The sequence below is a fragment of the Halobaculum rarum genome (assembly GCF_040025155.1).
Lineage (GTDB): Archaea > Halobacteriota > Halobacteria > Halobacteriales > Haloferacaceae > Halobaculum > Halobaculum rarum.
This window is the reverse complement of record NZ_CP157275.1, coordinates 1,147,801-1,164,161: the sequence shown is the minus strand read 5'-3', so window position 1 is coordinate 1,164,161 and position 16,361 is coordinate 1,147,801. Positions and strand designations below refer to the sequence as shown.

Here is a 16,361-nt window from a genome sequence, read left to right as displayed (position 1 = left end):
TGTCAGCCACTTTTTGAGCGATGCGGTCGCCACCGCTGGGTCCGCGCGGGGAACGTTCATGTCCGCGGAGCGGCTACGCCGAACCGACCGTGAAGCTGGACGACTACGTCGACTTCGAGGAGAACGAGCGGGCCGAGCGCCGACGGCTCGCCCAGGAGAAGTCCTACGAACTGATGGACCACCTCGAGTCGTTCCAGCACCGCTTCGACGAGGCCACCGGCGGCGACTCCGTGTTCGGCTCCGTCTCGCCGTCGATCTTCGTCGGCTCGTCGAACTACCCGAACCTCTCGACGGGGCTGCTCTCGCCGGTCGGCCACGAGGACGACGCCGCGACCTATGAGACCAGCGGCGCGTGGTACGAGGAGGGCGTCTCCATCTCGGACGTCTTCGAGCGGCGCACCTCGCTGTTGAACTCGACGCAGGGCGTCGACGCTCGGGACGTCGGCTCCGTCCACGACGCGTGGGACGGCTTCCTCGGCGTCCAGCGCGAGGTCGCCATCGCCGACCGCCCGGTCGACGTGGAGGTGTTCCTCGACGACGGCCCCGACATCGACTACGACGTCTCGCCCGACGACATCGCGACGCCGACGGGCCCGCGAGCTCGCGCCGCCGACGCTGACCTGACGGAGAACCCCCACGTCCCGCGACCGGTGAAGAAGACGCTGGAGGACGACGACTGGCGCGCGGAGGGAGCGATGAACTACCTCTATCGACGCGGGTTCGACGTGTACGACATCAACACTGTCCTCTCGGCGGGCGCGCTGGGGCGGGGCGACCGGCGACGGCTCGTACCGACGCGGTGGTCGATCACCGCCGTCGACGACACGATCGGGAAGTACCTGCGGGGGACGATCCGCGACCGGCGGAGCGTCGACACCGTGCAGGTGTGGCGCAACGAGTACCTCGGCAACGCCTTCTGGGTGATCCTCGCGCCGGGCGACTGGGAGTTCGAGCTGGTCGAGATCAAGTCGCCGGGGAGCATCTGGCATCCCGATCCCGAGGGCGACACGTACCTCTCGTCTGCCCACGAGAACCGCGAGGGGCGCACGCGGTACGTCGACGAGACCGCCGGCGCGTACTACGCCTCCCGGTTCGGCGTGCTGGAGCACCTCTCCGAGCGCGGCCGACAGGCGAAAGTGATCGTCCTCCGGCACGTCTCCGACGACTACTGGGGTCCCGTCGGCGTCTGGCAGGTGCGCGAGAGCGTCCGAAACGCGTTCCAGGGCGAACACGGGGAAGCCGAGACGTTCGAGGACGCCGTCCGCGGCGTGAGCGAACAGCTCCCGGTGTCGCTCGCGCGGCTCCGAAAGAAGTCGACGATGGTCGCGGGGCTCCAATCGAGCCTTGCGGACTTCACGACGTAGCTGTCGTCGCCACGTTCACACCCCGGAAGCGGTATCCGCGTCGGTAGAGCGAACCACAGTCTTACCATCCCCTACAGCGACCTGTCACACATGGTCCCGCTGTTCGGCGGCGTTCCGGGCGGTCCCGAGCTGTTGATCATCCTCCTGATCCTCCTGTTGCTGTTCGGGGGAACCGCCGTGCTGGTACTCGTTCTCGGCCTCGGGGGGCTCAGGCTCTTGGGCGGCGAAGACGACGGCGCCGGTCGAGGCGACGACGAGCGTGTCGCCGCACTCGAACGCGAGCTCGCCGAGACCCGTGCCGAGCTCGCGGAACTTCGTGACGATCATGACGCCGAATCCGAGGAGCGGACCGCAGCCGAGCACGCAGTCGACGCCGATGACCGCGGAGACGACTACGACGAGTCGAGGTCGGCGTAAGCGGCCTCGACGAGCTCGCCGGTCTCGCCGATGATCTCCTCCATCGCGTCGCTGTCGGCGTCGAGCCCGAGCAGCCGCGCGAGCCGCATGATCGAGACGTGGTACACGGTCTGAACGCCGGGCTCCTCCTGCCACACGACGACGTTGCACGGCATGAGCGCGCCGAGCCTGTTATCGGTCGCCTCGAGCGCGCGGTCGGCCACCGAAGGGTTGCACGCGCCGAGCACGTGGTACGGGTCGCGACCGGCGTCGACCTTCTCGTTGAGCATGTCCGAGATGGAGAACTCGACGGGGATCCCGAAGCCGTTCTCGGTGAACACCTCGCGGACGTGCTCGATAGCCTCCTCGTGGTCCATCTCGAGGGTCGCGCGCTTTTCACCGATGTCGCCGGCCTTGACCGCAGCCGGATCGATTGGTAGACTCATGGTTCACGGTTCGACGGGGACAGTGGAAAAACTGGCGCCAGTGCGTGCGGCACGCCCGCACGTAGTCTGTCGATCTGGGCCCGTACTCGGTGGTCTCGTCGCGGCGAGTTACTCGGCCGTCCGGACGGAGCCGCGACCGATCACGTCCTCGACGGCGTCGACGAACGTCTGGCGGCGGTCGAAGTAGGTGACGCCGATCTCGCTCAGCACCTCCGAGAGTTCCTGCGGGCCGTCAGGTGTGCGGATAGTCGCGTCTCCTTCCTTGTCGAGTACCTTCGATTTCTCTTGGGGCCACGTGAGTCGCGAGGCGACGCGCGCCAGCGGCGCGCCCTCGACGGTCGGACCCTCGCCGAGTTCGACGGCGGGCTCCTCCTCCTCGGGTTCGTCGTCGTCAGCCATGTCTCCGGGTTCGCCCAGGGTCCGCCTAATCCTTTCGGAGCGCCGCTGCGGGTCGTCTCTCGCGCCGCGCGGTCGACGCTGGCTTGACCGCCGACGATCGCAGCCGAATCAGTGGACTGGACGGCCGTCATGCCGATGTCTGACGTACCCTTTTAACTGATCGTGCTATAACAGGGGTGTATGAGTAGCCTCGCCGAGGTGTATGAGGGGCAGGTCGGCGAGTACGCCAGCCTCCGACGACTGTATCTCGGCGTCGGACTGTTCTCGCTGGGTGCGCTCCTCGTCGTCGTCGGCATCGTCATCGCGGCAACGGACCTGACGACGGCGACGCTCGGTTGGAACCTCGGTCAGGCGCGCGAGACCGCCGGGATCCTCGCCGGACTCGGGCTCCCCGCGACGTTCCTCGGCGTGCTGGTGGTGATGCCGACGAGCCGTCGGACGCAGGCGGCCGCGGTGGTCGGCGCGGGCGTCGCCGTCCTCGGCGTGGCGATGTTCGCCCACGCGTACCCGTGTCACTGGTCGGGTGCGCGCTGTGTCGGTGAGTACGCCGACCTCACGCTCCCGACGGCGGGCGTGTACTTCCTCGGGGCGTTCACGACGTTCTGGTGTCTGTTCACCGGCGTCGCGAACTTCAAGGCACGCAACAACCCCGGTGGGACGGTGACGTTGGAGATCACCCGCGAAGGAGAGACCAAGGTGATCGAGGTGCCGAAATCGACGGCCGAGGAACTGCGCGGCGCCAAGGGGACCACCGGAAGCGTCGGCGGCGTCGGCCTGCTCGGCACCACCCCGGACGGGAACGTCGAGACGCAGACGAACCGTCCTGATCTCAACGAGCGCCGCGATCGGACGGCGCAGTCGGCGTCGGCCGCCGCCGGGTCCGGCGACGGCCGCGTTGGCAGCTCCCGATCGGATACCGGGGCAGCCGCGAGCGCGGCGAGCGACGGCGGGGCGTCGTCGTCCGACATCACTCCGCTGGCGGAGCGGCAACAGCCCGAATCGGCGCCGGGGGTCGATCGTATCGGTCCGTCGGCCGAGCGTCCCGCCGTCGAGTCGTCGGCCGCTCCGGAGCGGGAAACGGCACGGTCTCGATCGCCGGGCGACTCCTACTGCGGTTCCTGCAGCCACTTCCAGTACGTCCGAACCGATCAGGGGATGCAGCCGTACTGTGGCCTCCACGACGATCTGATGGAGGACATGGAGGCCTGCGACGACTGGCACCCGCGCTGACCGGCGCGAACGGTACTCTTCCCGTTGTTGTTGCCTCGTGCTTACAGCCGTTCGATCGCTTCGGTCAGGTCGTCCCAGTGGCTCCCTTTCCAGAAGTACTGTCCACAGTCGACACAGCGCCACACGAGTCCGGTTTCGGGCGCGTACTCGGGCCGGAATCCGTCGTCCTCGGCCGATTCGAGCTGGCCGTTGCACGTGCCGCACCGCGTCGGACGCTCCGTCGGCGTTAGCTCGACTCCCGCGGCACGCAGTTCGCGGAGCTGGTCGACCACGTCGCGCGCCGTAAGGAGGACCGAGCCGGGAGTCGCGGCAGCCAGGTCGCGATCACGCGTGATCAGGCGGCGTCCGTCGGCCACGGCGCGCTCGCGGACCGCGTCGTCGTGCTCGATCCCCTCGTCCAGCGCGTACAACGCGTCGTAGCCACACACGCGGAGGTACGTCGCGAGCCTCCCGAGCATCACGTCGAGCAGTAGCGCGTCGTGCTCCGGGGTGATCGTTGCGGGCGCGCCGTCGTTGGTGTCGTCTGTCGCGTCGTCCATTACACGAGGCCGTCCGTCACTCTAGGAACGCGCGCAGCCCGTCGGCGTCGCGTGCGTTCACCACGTCCGCCGTCTCGGCCCATCCTCGTCGGGCGGTGTGGATGCCGTAGCGAACGTTGTCGAGTTCGGGCGGCGAGTGCGCGTCGGTGTTCACCGCGATCGGCGCGCCGGCCTCGACGGCCGCCCGCACGGCGTCGCCGTTGCAGTCCAGGCGGGAGGGATTCGAGTTGACCTCCAGCGCCGTCCCGGCCGCCGCGGCGGCCTCCGCGAGGCGCTCGAAATCGACGTCCAGGCCCGGCCGCTGGTTGATCAGTCGGCCGGTCGGATGGCCCAGAACGTCGACGTGCGGGTGTTCGACCGCGCGGATCAGTCTGTCCGTCGCCTCGCCTTGATCCAACGCGGCATGTGGGGAGGCGATGACGATGTCGAGGTCGGCCAGCACGTCGTCGCTCGTCGTCACGTCACCGTCGGCATCGATATTCGCTTCGAGGCCGTGATGTACGTCGATCTCGGCGTCCTCGCGGACCGTCGCGACCTCCTCGGCCTGCTCCCTGGCCGCTTCGTCCGTCAGTCCGGTGTCGCCGAAGACCCCCGGTCCCTCCGCGTGATCCGTGACGCAGTGGTACTCGTAGCCGCGATCGGCGGCGGCCTCGACCATCTCCGCGATCGTGTTGGCCCCGTCGGACCACGCGGTGTGGGTGTGGAGGTCGCCGCGGATCTCGCCCTCGGTGAGCAGGTCCGGCAGGTCGCCGTCGAGCGCCGCCTGGATCTCGCCGGTGTCCTCGCGTATCTCGGGGGGGATCACCGGGAGATCAAGGGCGCCGTACATCTCCGACTCGTCGCCGCCGCCGAGGCGCTCGCCGACGCGCTGGCCCGAATCCGGATCGTCCACGTCGCTCACCTCGAACACGCCGTACTCGTTGAGCTTCAGCCCGCGATCGATCGCGAGGCTGCGGAGGGTGACGTTGTGCGCCTTCGAGCCGGTGAAGTACTGAAGCGCCGACCCGAACTCCTCCGGGACGACGACGCGGAGGTCGACCCGGATCCCGTCGACGCGGACGCTCGCCTTCTGTTCGCCCGCCTCGATCACGTCGTCGGCGTCGGGCCAGTCGGTGAACAGGTCGACGACCACATCGCTGTCGCCGCTGGCGACGAGCACGTCAACGTCGCCGATAGTATCCTTCCATCGCCGGATCGACCCGGCCACGTCGATCCGCTCGACGGCCGCCTCGTGATCGAGATGGCCGATCACGTCCTCCGCGAGCGGGCGTGCGTCGCCGAGGCGCTGGCGTTGCCCGGCCTCCTTCGCGAACGCGACGTTGTCGAGGATGTTCCCCTCGGTCTTCGCGCCGAACCCCTTTATCTCGCGTATCTCGCCGGCCTCCGCCGCTGCCTCTAGCTCATCGAGCGTCGTGATATCGAGCTCCTCGTACAGCGTCCCGACGGTCTTCGGGCCGACGCCCTCCACCCGCGTCAGGGCGGCCATCTCGACCGGGAGTTCCTCGCGGAGATCCTCGAGTTCCCGCATCTCGTCGGTTTCGAGATACTCCACGATCTTCGCGGCGATGGCGTCGCCGACGCGGTCGATCTCGGCGACGGCGTCCTCGCCGCCCTCGTCCGCGAGGTCCTCGATCGCGCGCGGGTGGTCGCGGACGTTCTCGGCGGCGCGGCGGTAGGCGTTTGGTTTGTACTCGACGTCCTGCGCCTCCAGCAGGTCCGCGAACTCCTCCAGTAGCCCGGCGACCTCGGCGTTTCGCATATGGGTGTTCGTCCGGGCGGCTGGGACTTAGAACGAGTGGCCGGATCGTCGACGGGAACGGCCGTGGGATCCGTCCGTCGCCGCGTCGGCCATGCGAGCGCTCCCGACGAGCACCGCAGTCGAGACGGGGGTCGGTCAGCCGGAATCGCGCCCGTGACGGACGGGGTCTACCACCTTGCGATAACAGGGATACTCCTTTTCAGTCTGCTCGGCTATCACTAGCATGGACCGTCCCTTGACGGACTCCGTCTCCACTCCCATAGTCGGGTGACGAACCGCCCGAACGCATCGAGCATCGAGAACTGCATGGAAGGGGACGGAACGATCGACCGTGGCGGGGTACCTCCCGGACGGGTCACGAGGCGGGATCAGCAGGCCACAATGAACCGACGAAATCTCATCCGGATGACTGGTATCGCCTCGGCAGGTATCGGCCTCGCGGGCTGTAGCGGAGCGCCGGAAGCGGACGATACGACGGATACGACCGACGGAGCCGACGAAGCCGAAAGCAACGCTCCCGACGTCTCGGTGGCCGTCGTACGCAACGCCTCCGAGGACCCGGAGCCCTACGAGGACCCCTCGGGCACCGTGGTCCCGCAGGAGTCCGACGCGATCGGCCTCGACGGGGTCATCTTCCAGCGGGCGGGAGACAGGGGGATCGTGGTGGCCGGCGACGTGAACAACACCAGCGACCGCCCGTTCGGGACCGTGGCCGTCGAGGTGACCCTCTACGACGAGAACCCGACGGAGGACGGCATCCTCGACTCGGCGAGCAAGGAGACAACACACGGGAGCCTCGGCACCGGCAGGACGTGGCAGTGGGCGACGACGTTCGACGAGCCCGAGTTTGAGATCGACTACTACTCGGTCGAAGCGACCGCAAGCTACGGCTGAACGGTCGGTTCGGGTCGTCGATCGGAGCACTTCTTCGGAGCCGGCGCCGACGGGTCAGTACCCTCCGCGCTTGCTCCCGCTGGCGTCGTCCCGCCCGAGCGCCTTCTTGAGGAAGCTCATCCAGCGCTTCTGGTCCATCGCCTCCTGACGCTCGGCCTCCGTGTTCACGTCGGCCGGCTGGAGGGTATCGAGCGCCTCCAGCGCGCGGTCGATCCCGATGATCGACGCCGCGAGCTCCTCGCCCGTCTCGAAGTCGACGCGGTTCTCCTCGATCCGTTCGAGGCGTTCGAGGCGTTCGCGTCGGAGGTTGCGCTTCGCCTCCTCGACGCGCTCGCGCTCGCCGTCGGGGATCGTGTCTCTGCGCTTGATCTCGAAGACGAACGTCCGGAGGTCAAGCTCCTCGCCCTGTACCTCGATACGGTCCGGGATGTCCGCGCCGATGGTCGCGCTCTCCTTGTTGACGCGTTCGAGGAGCTGCTTACGTTGGTACTCCTGCACGGGTTGTCATCGGGGATTGGGTCGCCGGTGTGTTTCGTGTTTCGCTCGGAGTGAATCGAGTCGCATGTTTCGCCCGGGTAGCTCAAGTCGTGCGGCTCGCAGCGTTCCCCGCCACCCGAATCGTTAATGGTCCTTCCGGCAGTTGTTGCGTACATGTACAATGAGGATGACCTCGCGGAGATCCGCGAATCCCGCGAGGAGTGGGAGGAGGAGACTCGTGACCCGGTTCTGGACGCGCGCGGCGAGCGCAAGGACCGGTTCGCGACGGTCTCGAACCTCGAGATCGACGATCTGTACACGCCCGAGGACGTGGCCGACATCGACTTCGAGGAAGACATCGGCTTCCCCGGCGAGGAACCGTACACGCGCGGGCCGTACCCGACGATGTTCCGCGGACAGACGTGGACGATGCGGCAGTTCGCCGGCTTCGGTACCGCAGAGGAGACCAACGAGCGCTTCCACTACCTCACCGACAACGGGCAGACCGGCCTCTCGACGGCGTTCGACATGCCGTCGCTGATGGGGAAAGACTCCGACGACCCGCTCTCGGACGGCGAAGTCGGCAAGGAGGGCGTCGCCGTCGACACCCTGCGTGACATGGAGATCCTCTTCGACGGCATCGACATCAGCGAGGTCTCGACCTCGTTCACGATCAACCCCAGCGCGCCCGTGATCTTCGCGATGTACGTCGCGCTCGCCGACCGGAAGGGCGTCCCGCGCGAGGAGCTTCGGGGTACCTTCCAAAACGACATGCTCAAGGAGTTCATCGCGCAGAAGGAGTGGGTGATTCCCCCCGAGCCGTCGCTGGATCTGGTCACCGACACCGTCGAGTTCGCGATCGACGAGACGCCCGGCATCTACCCGATCTCCGTGTCGGGGTACCACATCCGCGAGGCCGGATCGACGGCGATTCAGGAGCTCGCGTTCACCCTCGCGGACGGCTTCGCGTACGTCGAGGACGCCGTCGAGCGCGGCATGGACGTGGACGACGTGGCGCCCCAGCTGTCCTTCTTCTTCAACTCTCACAACTCCATCTTCGAGGAGGTCGCCAAGTTCCGCGCCGGCCGGCGCATCTACGCGCGGATCATGGACGAGTGGTACGGCGCCGAGACGGAGGCGTCCAAGCGCCTGAAGTTCCACACGCAGACGGCCGGGCAGTCGCTGACGGCCCAGCAGCCGCTGAACAACATCGTCCGCGTGACGATCCAGGCGCTGGCGGGCGTGCTCGGGGGGACCCAGAGTCTGCACACGAACTCCTTCGACGAGGCGCTGGCGCTGCCCTCCGAGCAGGCGGTCCGCGTGGCGCTGCGGACCCAGCAGATCATCGCCGAGGAGTCCGGCGCGGCCGACTCGACGGACCCGCTCGCGGGGTCGTTCATGGTCGAGAGCCTCACCGACGAGGTCGAGGAGAAGACGATGGCGTACCTGGAGGAACTCAAGGAGATGGGCGACGGCTCCGTCCGCGACGGGGTCCTCGAGGGAATCGAGCAGGGGTACTTCCACCGCGAGATCCAGGAGGCCAGCTACGAGTACCAGGAACGCGTGGACGACGGCGAGGAGGTCGTCGTCGGCGTCAACAAGTACACTGTCGAGGACGACCCCGAACCGGATCTGCTCCACGTCGACGAGGAAGTGCAAGACCGGCAGCTTGCGCGGCTCGCCGAGGTGAAAGAGGAGCGCGATAACGACGCCGTCGAGGAAACGCTCGCGGCGCTGGATTCGGCCATCGAGAACGACGAGAACGTGATGCCGTACGTCGTCGACGCCGTGAAGACGTACGCGACGATGGGCGAGATCATGGACGTGTTCGAGACGCACTACGGCGCCTACCGCGAGACGATCGGGCTCGCGTCGTAGTCGCCGCCGGGGCGAGGTCGACACCGCGGAGTCGTCCGAGTCGCCACGGGACTCGGCGGGGTTGCGTCGCCCGCATCCGCCCGGCTCGAGACCACGAAACCGTCCGACGACACGTGGATGTTGACGGAGTAAGGCAGTTTTATCACGGTCGATTGCGACGTATCGCGTGAGTATGTCTGACGAAGACGTGGAACTGGAGGCTCGGCTCGAGGAACAGGAGGTGTTCGAGCCGTCCGACTCGTTCGTCGAGCAGGCGAACGTCTCGGACGCCGCCATCTACGACGAGTTCGATGAGAACTGGCCGGGATGTTGGGAGCAGGCGGCCGATCTCCTTGACTGGGAGGATCCGTACGACCAGGTGCTCGACGACTCGAACCCGCCGTTCTACGAGTGGTTCACCGACGGCACGCTGAACGCCTCGACGAACTGCATCGACCGGCACCTCGAGGAGCGCGGCGACGAGGCGGCGATCGAGTGGGTCGGCGAACCCGTCGACGAGGACAACGTCACGCTCACCTACAACGACCTCCACGAGAAGGTGAACGAGGCGGCCGCGGCGCTGCGGGAGCTGGGCGTCGGCGAGGACGACGTCGTGACGATGTACATGCCGATGATCCCGGAGCTGCCGATCGCGATGCTGGCGTGCGCGCGCATCGGCGCTCCCCACTCGGTCGTGTTCGCCGGCTTCTCGGCGGACGCGCTGGCGACCCGGATGAACTCGGCCGACTCCGAGTATCTGGTCACGTGTGACGGCTACTACCGCCGCGGCGACCCGCTCGACCACCTCGACAAGGCCAACGAGGGCCTCGCGGGCGTCGAGCACGACACCGACACGGTCGTCGTCGACCGCCTCGGCCCGAACGGCGACGACTTCGGCCACGATCTCGCGGACGACCAGCACGACTGGGGCGAGCTGATGGCCGCCCACGAGGGCGCCGAGGTGGAGCCGGTCGATCGCGACGCAGAGGACATGCTGTTCCTCATGTACACCTCCGGCACCACCGGCCAGCCGAAGGGGGTGAAACACACCACCGGCGGCTACCTCGCGTGGACCGCGTGGACCTCCCAAGCGGTGCTCGACATCAAGCCCGAAGACACGTACTTCTGCTCGGCGGATATCGGCTGGATCACCGGCCACAGCTACATCGTCTACGGCCCGCTCGCGCTCGGCACGACGACGATGATGTACGAGGGAACGCCCGATCACCCGGACCGCGACCGGCTGTGGGAGATCGTCGAGGACTACGAGGCGACGCAGCTGTACACCGCGCCCACCGCGATCCGCGCGTTCATGAAGTGGGGGTCGCAGTACCCCGACGAGCACGACCTCTCCAGTCTTCGGCTGCTCGGGACGGTCGGCGAGCCGATCAACCCGCGCGCGTGGAAGTGGTACTACAAGCACATCGGCAACGAGGAGTGCCCCGTCGTCGACACGTGGTGGCAGACCGAGACGGGCGGCATGATGGTGACGACGCTGCCGGGCGTGAAGGACATGAAGCCCGGTTCCGCGGGGCCGCCGCTGCCGGGGCTCGACGTGCAGATCGTCGATACGAACGGCGAGGAGGTCGAACCCGGCCGCGCGGGCTATCTCACGGTGAACAAGCCGTGGCCCGGGATGCTCCGGACGCTGTACAAGAACGACGAACGCTTCATCGAGGAGTACTGGGCCGAGTACTCCGACACCGACTCCTCGGACTCCGACGACTGGGTGTACTTCCCCGAGGACGGCGCGAAGATCGACGAGGACGGCTACATCACCGTGCTCGGCCGCGTCGACGACGTGCTCAACGTCTCCGGCCACCGCCTCGGCACGATGGAGATCGAGTCGGCGATCGTCGGCGTCGAGGGCGTCGCCGAGGCCGCCGTCGTCGGCGGCGACCACCCGGTGAAAGGCGAGGCCGTCTACGCGTACGTCATCGTCGAGGACGGGCAGGAGGAGTCCGAGGCGTTCCGCGCCGAGATCGTCGAGGCCGTCGAGGACGCCATCGGGCCGATCGCCCGCCCCGAGCAGGTGATCTTCACGCCGGAGCTCCCGAAGACGCGCTCCGGGAAGATCATGCGCCGCCTGCTGGAGGACATCGCCAACGGGGAAGAACTCGGCAACACCTCGACGCTTCGTAACCCCGAGATCGTCGAGGACATCCGGCAGGTCGTCCAGGGCGACTGACCGCGCCGGATCGCACCGCCGCGCCGATCCGCCGTTGATCTCTCTTTGTGTCGGCTACTCGTCCGTAAGCCACGCCGCCACGCACCGCTTATCGCAGAGGTGGTGGCGCTCGTCGCCGCCGATCTCCACCGAGAGGGTGATGAGGGCGTGCCGCTCGGACAGCTCCAGCTCGGCATCGCAGTTCGAACACTCGCTGTGCGTGCGATTTCCCGGCGACCAGCGGTACTGGGTCGCGGCGTGGGCGACGGTCGCTCCGTTCGGGTGGCGTCGCCCGACGTACTCCCTGAGCGTCATACTGTCCGCCGCGCACTACTTATCGATTATCTGGGTAGTGGTTCGTGTGGGTACCCGGGGCTCGCTATCGCTCGGGAGCGCCCGGTATCGCTCTCGGCCGTGGGTAAACCGGCCGGACGCTGTGAAAACCCACTCGTGGCAGGTGGTACCGTCCCCGCAACGATTATCACGAACGTGCCTGAATTTCTCATGTCTATGGAAAAACCGCTGTTAGTAACCGACTTCCTCGACCGCGCTCGCCGCAACTACGGGGGCCACGAGGCGGTCATCGGGGTCGACGGGGACCGATTCACGTACGACGAACTGGGCGAGCGCGCCGACGGGTTCGCGGCGGCGCTGCAGGCGCGCGGCATCGAGAAGGGTGACCGCGTGGCGGTACTGGACCCGAACACGCACTACCATCTGGCGGCCGCCTACGGGAACTTCCAGGCGGGCGCGGTCCACACGCCGCTGAACTATCGGCTCGTCGAGTCGGACTTCGAGTACATTCTGAGCGACGCCGGCGTCGACGCGATCTACGCCGACCACGCGTACGCCGACAAGATCGAGGGGATCCGCGAGGACGTGCCCACGGAGACGTTCATCACGAACGACGCCGACGCCGTCGAGGGCGACTGGGAGGAGTTCGACGAGGTGATCGCCGAGTCGACCGACTACGACCGCCCCGAGATGGCCGAGGACGACGTGATCACGATCAACTACACCTCGGGTACCACCGGAGACCCGAAGGGCGTCTGCCGGACCCACCGGACGGAGACGCTGCACGCGTACATCATCACGATCCACCAGGAGATCCGCGACGACGACACGTACCTCTGGACGCTCCCGATGTTCCACGTGAACGGCTGGGGGCACATCTACGCCGTCACCGGGATGGGCGCACGACACGTCTGCACACGCGGCGTCGACCAGGCGTACGTGTTCGACAAGCTTCGGAACGAGGACGTGACGTACTTCTGTGCGGCGCCCACGGTCCTGAAGATGCTCGGCGACCACCTCGAGGAGCACGGCGGCGAGCCCGACGCCGGCCAGGACGTGCGCGTCGCCACCGCGGGCGCGGCGCCGCCGGAGGCGACGATCCGGACGATCGAAGACGAGTTCGACTGGTATCTCAAGCACGTGTACGGGGCCACCGAGACTGGGCCGCTCATCACCACCAGCGACGCTCGCCGGTACTTCGACGACGACTCCGACGACCGCTTCGCGGTGAAGAAGACCCAGGGGATGGGCTACATCGGCACGGAGATCCGCGTCGTCGACGACGACGGCAACGACGTCGCCGAGGACGGCGAGACCATCGGCGAGGTCGTCGTCCGCGGCAACCAGGTGATGGACCGCTACTGGAACAAGCCCGAGGCGACCGAGGAGGCGTTCACCGACCGCGTCGAGGGGTACTACCACATGGGCGACCTCGCGGTCGTCGACGGGAACGGGATGATCTCGATCCAGGACCGGAAGAAGGACATCATCATCTCCGGCGGCGAGAACATCTCGTCGATCGAGGTCGAGGACACCCTCTTCAGCCACGACAAGGTCGACGACGTGGCGGTTATCCCCTCGCCGCACGACGACTGGGGAGAGACGCCGAAGGCGTATATCGTCCCGACCAGCGGCGACCCGGACAATCCCGGCGTCACCGCCGACGAGCTGATCCAGTACGCCCGCGACAACATGGCCCACTACAAGGCGCCGACGCGGATCGACTTCGTGAAACAGCTCCCGAAGACCTCCACCGGGAAGGTCCAGAAGTACGAGCTCCGGCAGGAGGAGTGGGAGGAAGAAGACCGGATGGTCGGGGAAGGATAGTCGCTCCCCGGTGACTGCCGCCGCATCGATCGACGGTCACACCGACCGACGCCCGCCCCGCACCCCGTTTTTCCGACGCCGACACCCGGTACCCGAGCCGCGAACGCGTCGCCTCGGCTACCCGAACGGGTTCGTGAAGCCGTCGTCGCGACCGCTCGGGTCGCCGTCGCTGCCGCCGCCGTTGCCGTCGTCGCCGAAGCGGAACCCGCCGGCGTTCGTCGTCACCGTCATGCCGAGCATGTCCGGGCGCTTTCGGAGGGCGGCCGCCACCTCGCGGTACGCCGCCGCGGCGTCGCTGTGCGGGCGGTAGGTGACGGCGGGCTGGCCGGCGTCCTGCGCCTCCGGGATCGACTCGTCGTGAGGGACGTGTCCGAGTAGTTCGGTGTCGAGAAACGCCGCGATGCGGTCGGCCGGCGGGGAGCGGCCGGTGCCGGACTTCGTGAGCACGACGCCGCCCACGGGAGCGTCGGCGCGCTCGGCGACGGTGATCGTCTTGTCGGCGTCGCGGATGGAGGCGACCCGCGGCGTCGACACCAGCACCGAGGCGTCCGCGCCCGACATGGGAACGACCGTCTCGCTGCTGACGCCGGCGGCGGTGTCGACGAGCACGGCGTCGTAGCGGGCCTTCAGCGCGGCCATCGCCGACGGGAAGCGGCCGAGGTCGGACTCGACGAAGCCGTCGAGGGTGACGCCGCTGGGGACCACATCGAAGCCGCCCGGTGCGGGGTAGGTGGCGTCGGTGACGCCGGCGCCGCCGGCGAGCACGTCGTGGAGGGTCCGCCCGCCGTTGACGCGGATGTCGAGGAAGTCGACCGCGTTCGCCATCGCGAGGTCCGCCTCGACGACCGCGACGGCGCGCCCGTCCTCCGCGAGCGCGGCCGCGAGGTTGAGGCTCGTCGTCGTCTTGCCGACGCCCCCCTTCGCGCCGACGACGGCGAGCACGCGTCCGTCCATGTGTCTCCGACGACGACGACGCAACTTAACTGCCGCCCCCGAAGTATCGCGCGTGAGACTGTCGGTGCGGTCGCCGGGTGCCGCCAGCCGATGCTTCTGCTCCCGGCCCGATGTCCACGGTGTCCGCGTTCACCACCCCGCGTCCCAGCGGCTCGCTTTCCGCTTGTTCCCACACTCGCTGCACTGCACGCGGTCCATGGTGTCGACGCTCACCGCGAACCCGCCGCAGTTGCCGCAGACGTAGCCCATCCGCTCGCTTCGCTCGCGGTCGCCGTACGTCGCGTAGAAGGGAGCGATCGACGCGCGATCGGCCTCGTCGTAGGCGACGTACACCTGCTCGCCGTCGTCGGTGACGCGCGCCTCCGTGAGCACCTGCTCGCCGTCGCCGCCCGGGAAGCGGGCGAACACGCGCTCGAGGAACTCCTCGCCGCCGATCTCGACGGTTCGCTCGCCGATCTCGGAGAACCCCTCGCCCTCGTAGAACTCGCCTCCCGCCTCGTTGGCCGCCAGCACGCGCCCCTCGAGCCGCTCCGCGCCCAACTCCAGCAGCTCGGTTTCCGCCCGGCGGAGCAGGTCGTCGCCGATCCCTTTCCCGCGGTGGTCCGGGTGGACGTGGAGCCAGTCCAACTCCCCGACCGGCTCACGACGCTTTGCGAGTTGACTCTGTGCGAACCCGACGACATCGCCGTCCTCGACGGCGACGACGAACACCGCACCCTCGTCGGTGAGCGAGTCGGCGAGCGTCTCGGCGTCGTACCACGACTCGACCGCGTCGGCGATGAGATCCGCCGAAAGCGCGTGGCCGTAGGAGGCCGACAGCGACGCGCGTGCGGTCTCGCGGATGTCGTCAACGTCCTCGGTCGTCGCGTCTCTGAGGTCCATGTGGATGAGTAACACGGATGGCACTTAATCACCCGGGCGCTTACTCCCCCGTCTACCGGGTATGCTTCACATACCACCCGCCGCGGACGGGGAACCGGACTCCGCCGTTACAGACACGGGCGCCACCGTCACGAACCGCCGCCTCCCGTGGTACTATGACGCACGATGCGGATCGGTGGTGTATGCCCGAGACGCTCTGTTTCGACATGTACGGAACGCTGTGTGACACGAGTAGCGTGACGAGGACGCTCGCGGACGAGCTTGATGCGCCCGAGGCGCTCGTGTCGGAACTGGACGCGACCTGGCGGGCGAAGCAGCTCCAGTACTCCTACCAGTCGGCGCTGATGGAGGAGTACCAGCCGTTCTGGGACGTGACGGGCGACGCGCTCGCGTACGCGCTCGACCAGTGGGGCGTCGACGCCGACGAGGCGACCCGCGAGCGGCTCCTCGCCGCCTACGAGCACCTCGACCCGTACCCCGACGCGATCGAGACGCTGACCCGGCTCTCGGAGGCCGGCCACACGGTGACGGTGCTGTCGAACGGGAACCCGGAGATGTTGGAGACGCTCGCGGACAACGCGGGGCTCGCCCCACATCTCGACGACGTGATCAGTGCCGACGAAGTGTCGACGTTCAAGCCGAACCCCGCGGTGTACGAAAACGCCGCCGGCCGCACCGACACGCCGATCGACCACTGTCGGCTGGTTTCCGGCAACGCCTGGGACGTCGCGGGCGCCGGGAGCGCGGGGATGCGGACCGCGTGGGTGAACCGCGCGAACGACCCGTTCGAGGAGATCGGCGTCGATCCCTCACTCGAGGTAACGGGTCTCGCCGGCGTCGCCGACGAACTCGCCTGATTGACACGGTCGGCGGGGA

Annotated in this window: 16 protein-coding genes; 8 read left to right on the top strand and 8 right to left on the bottom strand. The window is 67.9% G+C overall.

Annotation, left to right across the window (positions count from 1 at the left end; translation table 11 throughout):
- The first annotated feature begins 89 nt into the window (after positions 1 to 89).
- Positions 90 to 1,364, top strand: coding sequence for a DNA repair protein NreA (gene nreA / locus ABJD39_RS06145; RefSeq protein WP_348613107.1), 1,275 nt, complete (start codon positions 90 to 92; stop codon positions 1,362 to 1,364).
- Positions 1,365 to 1,454: 90 nt separating this feature from the next.
- A complete protein-coding gene (locus tag ABJD39_RS06140) occupies positions 1,455 to 1,781 on the top strand; it encodes a preprotein translocase subunit TatA (RefSeq protein ID WP_348613105.1) in 327 nt (108 codons plus the stop codon).
- Here the strand turns inward: ABJD39_RS06140 and ABJD39_RS06135 are convergent.
- Positions 1,757 to 2,206, bottom strand: coding sequence for a DUF302 domain-containing protein (locus ABJD39_RS06135; RefSeq protein ID WP_348613103.1), 450 nt, complete (start codon positions 2,204 to 2,206; stop codon positions 1,757 to 1,759). The two genes, ABJD39_RS06140 and ABJD39_RS06135, sit on opposite strands and share 25 nt — an antisense overlap.
- A 108-nt stretch (positions 2,207 to 2,314) precedes the next feature.
- Entirely contained in the window at positions 2,315 to 2,605 is a 291-nt protein-coding gene (locus ABJD39_RS06130; RefSeq protein ID WP_348613101.1) for a DUF5789 family protein, read from the bottom strand.
- 180 nt (positions 2,606 to 2,785) lie between these two features.
- Between ABJD39_RS06130 and ABJD39_RS06125 the strand changes: the two genes are divergently transcribed.
- Entirely contained in the window at positions 2,786 to 3,835 is a 1,050-nt protein-coding gene (locus ABJD39_RS06125) for a DUF7139 domain-containing protein (RefSeq protein WP_348613100.1), read from the top strand.
- Between the two features lie 41 nt (positions 3,836 to 3,876).
- On the opposite strand, the gene ABJD39_RS06120 is transcribed toward ABJD39_RS06125, so the two are convergent.
- Together ABJD39_RS06120 and polX are read right to left on the bottom strand one after the other, a co-directional pair.
- Positions 3,877 to 4,374, bottom strand: coding sequence for a Mut7-C RNAse domain-containing protein (locus tag ABJD39_RS06120; RefSeq protein WP_431357872.1), 498 nt, complete (start codon positions 4,372 to 4,374; stop codon positions 3,877 to 3,879).
- A 16-nt stretch (positions 4,375 to 4,390) separates the two neighbouring features.
- On the bottom strand, positions 4,391 to 6,133 hold the full coding sequence (gene polX / locus ABJD39_RS06115; RefSeq protein WP_348613098.1) for a DNA polymerase/3'-5' exonuclease PolX: 1,743 nt from the start codon (positions 6,131 to 6,133) through the stop codon (positions 4,391 to 4,393).
- Positions 6,134 to 6,538: 405 nt separating this feature from the next.
- On the opposite strand from polX, the gene ABJD39_RS06110 reads away from it, so the two are divergent.
- The gene (locus ABJD39_RS06110; RefSeq protein ID WP_348613096.1) at positions 6,539 to 7,027 is read left to right on the top strand and encodes an FxLYD domain-containing protein; all 489 of its coding nucleotides are present in this window, start codon (positions 6,539 to 6,541) and stop codon (positions 7,025 to 7,027) included.
- Positions 7,028 to 7,081: 54 nt separating this feature from the next.
- On the opposite strand, the gene ABJD39_RS06105 is transcribed toward ABJD39_RS06110, so the two are convergent.
- Positions 7,082 to 7,525 carry a DUF5788 family protein gene (locus ABJD39_RS06105; protein ID WP_348613094.1) on the bottom strand — a complete coding sequence of 148 codons (444 nt, stop codon included), beginning with the start codon at positions 7,523 to 7,525 and terminating at the stop codon, positions 7,082 to 7,084.
- Between the two features lie 153 nt (positions 7,526 to 7,678).
- Here ABJD39_RS06105 and ABJD39_RS06100 point away from each other — a divergent pair, with 153 nt between their 5' ends.
- Positions 7,679 to 9,382, top strand: a complete 1,704-nt coding sequence (locus tag ABJD39_RS06100) for an acyl-CoA mutase large subunit family protein (protein WP_348613092.1) — start codon at positions 7,679 to 7,681, stop codon at positions 9,380 to 9,382.
- Between the two features lie 172 nt (positions 9,383 to 9,554).
- Entirely contained in the window at positions 9,555 to 11,549 is a 1,995-nt protein-coding gene (acs, locus tag ABJD39_RS06095; RefSeq protein WP_348613090.1) for an acetate--CoA ligase, read from the top strand.
- Between the two features lie 54 nt (positions 11,550 to 11,603).
- Here the strand turns inward: acs and ABJD39_RS06090 are convergent, their stop codons facing one another.
- Complete coding sequence (locus ABJD39_RS06090) at positions 11,604 to 11,843, bottom strand: DUF7576 family protein (protein WP_348613088.1); 240 nt, start codon at positions 11,841 to 11,843, stop codon at positions 11,604 to 11,606.
- 195 nt (positions 11,844 to 12,038) lie between these two features.
- Here ABJD39_RS06090 and ABJD39_RS06085 point away from each other — a divergent pair, with 195 nt between their 5' ends.
- Entirely contained in the window at positions 12,039 to 13,649 is a 1,611-nt protein-coding gene (locus ABJD39_RS06085; RefSeq protein WP_348613086.1) for a long-chain-fatty-acid--CoA ligase, read from the top strand.
- A gap of 117 nt (positions 13,650 to 13,766) precedes the next feature.
- Here the strand turns inward: ABJD39_RS06085 and ABJD39_RS06080 are convergent, their stop codons facing one another.
- Both ABJD39_RS06080 and ABJD39_RS06075 read right to left on the bottom strand, forming a co-directional pair.
- The gene (locus tag ABJD39_RS06080) at positions 13,767 to 14,603 is read right to left on the bottom strand and encodes a P-loop NTPase (RefSeq protein WP_348613084.1); all 837 of its coding nucleotides are present in this window, start codon (positions 14,601 to 14,603) and stop codon (positions 13,767 to 13,769) included.
- A 129-nt stretch (positions 14,604 to 14,732) separates the two neighbouring features.
- The gene (locus ABJD39_RS06075) at positions 14,733 to 15,485 is read right to left on the bottom strand and encodes a GNAT family N-acetyltransferase (RefSeq protein ID WP_348613082.1); all 753 of its coding nucleotides are present in this window, start codon (positions 15,483 to 15,485) and stop codon (positions 14,733 to 14,735) included.
- A 182-nt stretch (positions 15,486 to 15,667) separates the two neighbouring features.
- Here ABJD39_RS06075 and ABJD39_RS06070 point away from each other — a divergent pair, with 182 nt between their 5' ends.
- Complete coding sequence (locus ABJD39_RS06070) at positions 15,668 to 16,342, top strand: haloacid dehalogenase type II (protein WP_348613080.1); 675 nt, start codon at positions 15,668 to 15,670, stop codon at positions 16,340 to 16,342.
- The last annotated feature ends 19 nt before the right edge of the window (positions 16,343 to 16,361 follow it).

Bases quoted from the DNA above. Each gene is read 5' to 3' on its own strand.
- ABJD39_RS06120 (WP_431357872.1), bottom strand. From the start codon at position 4,374: ATGGACGACGCGACAGACGACACCAACGACGGCGCGCCCGCAACGATC.
- acs (WP_348613090.1), top strand. From the start codon at position 9,555: ATGTCTGACGAAGACGTGGAACTGGAGGCTCGGCTCGAGGAACAGGAG.
- ABJD39_RS06125 (WP_348613100.1), top strand. From the start codon at position 2,786: ATGAGTAGCCTCGCCGAGGTGTATGAGGGGCAGGTCGGCGAGTACGCC.
- ABJD39_RS06130 (WP_348613101.1), bottom strand. From the start codon at position 2,605: ATGGCTGACGACGACGAACCCGAGGAGGAGGAGCCCGCCGTCGAACTC.
- polX (WP_348613098.1), bottom strand. From the start codon at position 6,133: ATGCGAAACGCCGAGGTCGCCGGGCTACTGGAGGAGTTCGCGGACCTG.
- ABJD39_RS06100 (WP_348613092.1), top strand. From the start codon at position 7,679: ATGTACAATGAGGATGACCTCGCGGAGATCCGCGAATCCCGCGAGGAG.
- ABJD39_RS06075 (WP_348613082.1), bottom strand. From the start codon at position 15,485: ATGGACCTCAGAGACGCGACGACCGAGGACGTTGACGACATCCGCGAG.
- ABJD39_RS06070 (WP_348613080.1), top strand. From the start codon at position 15,668: ATGCCCGAGACGCTCTGTTTCGACATGTACGGAACGCTGTGTGACACG.
- ABJD39_RS06135 (WP_348613103.1), bottom strand. From the start codon at position 2,206: ATGAGTCTACCAATCGATCCGGCTGCGGTCAAGGCCGGCGACATCGGT.
- ABJD39_RS06090 (WP_348613088.1), bottom strand. From the start codon at position 11,843: ATGACGCTCAGGGAGTACGTCGGGCGACGCCACCCGAACGGAGCGACC.
- ABJD39_RS06110 (WP_348613096.1), top strand. From the start codon at position 6,539: ATGACTGGTATCGCCTCGGCAGGTATCGGCCTCGCGGGCTGTAGCGGA.
- ABJD39_RS06080 (WP_348613084.1), bottom strand. From the start codon at position 14,603: ATGGACGGACGCGTGCTCGCCGTCGTCGGCGCGAAGGGGGGCGTCGGC.
- ABJD39_RS06085 (WP_348613086.1), top strand. From the start codon at position 12,039: ATGGAAAAACCGCTGTTAGTAACCGACTTCCTCGACCGCGCTCGCCGC.
- ABJD39_RS06140 (WP_348613105.1), top strand. From the start codon at position 1,455: ATGGTCCCGCTGTTCGGCGGCGTTCCGGGCGGTCCCGAGCTGTTGATC.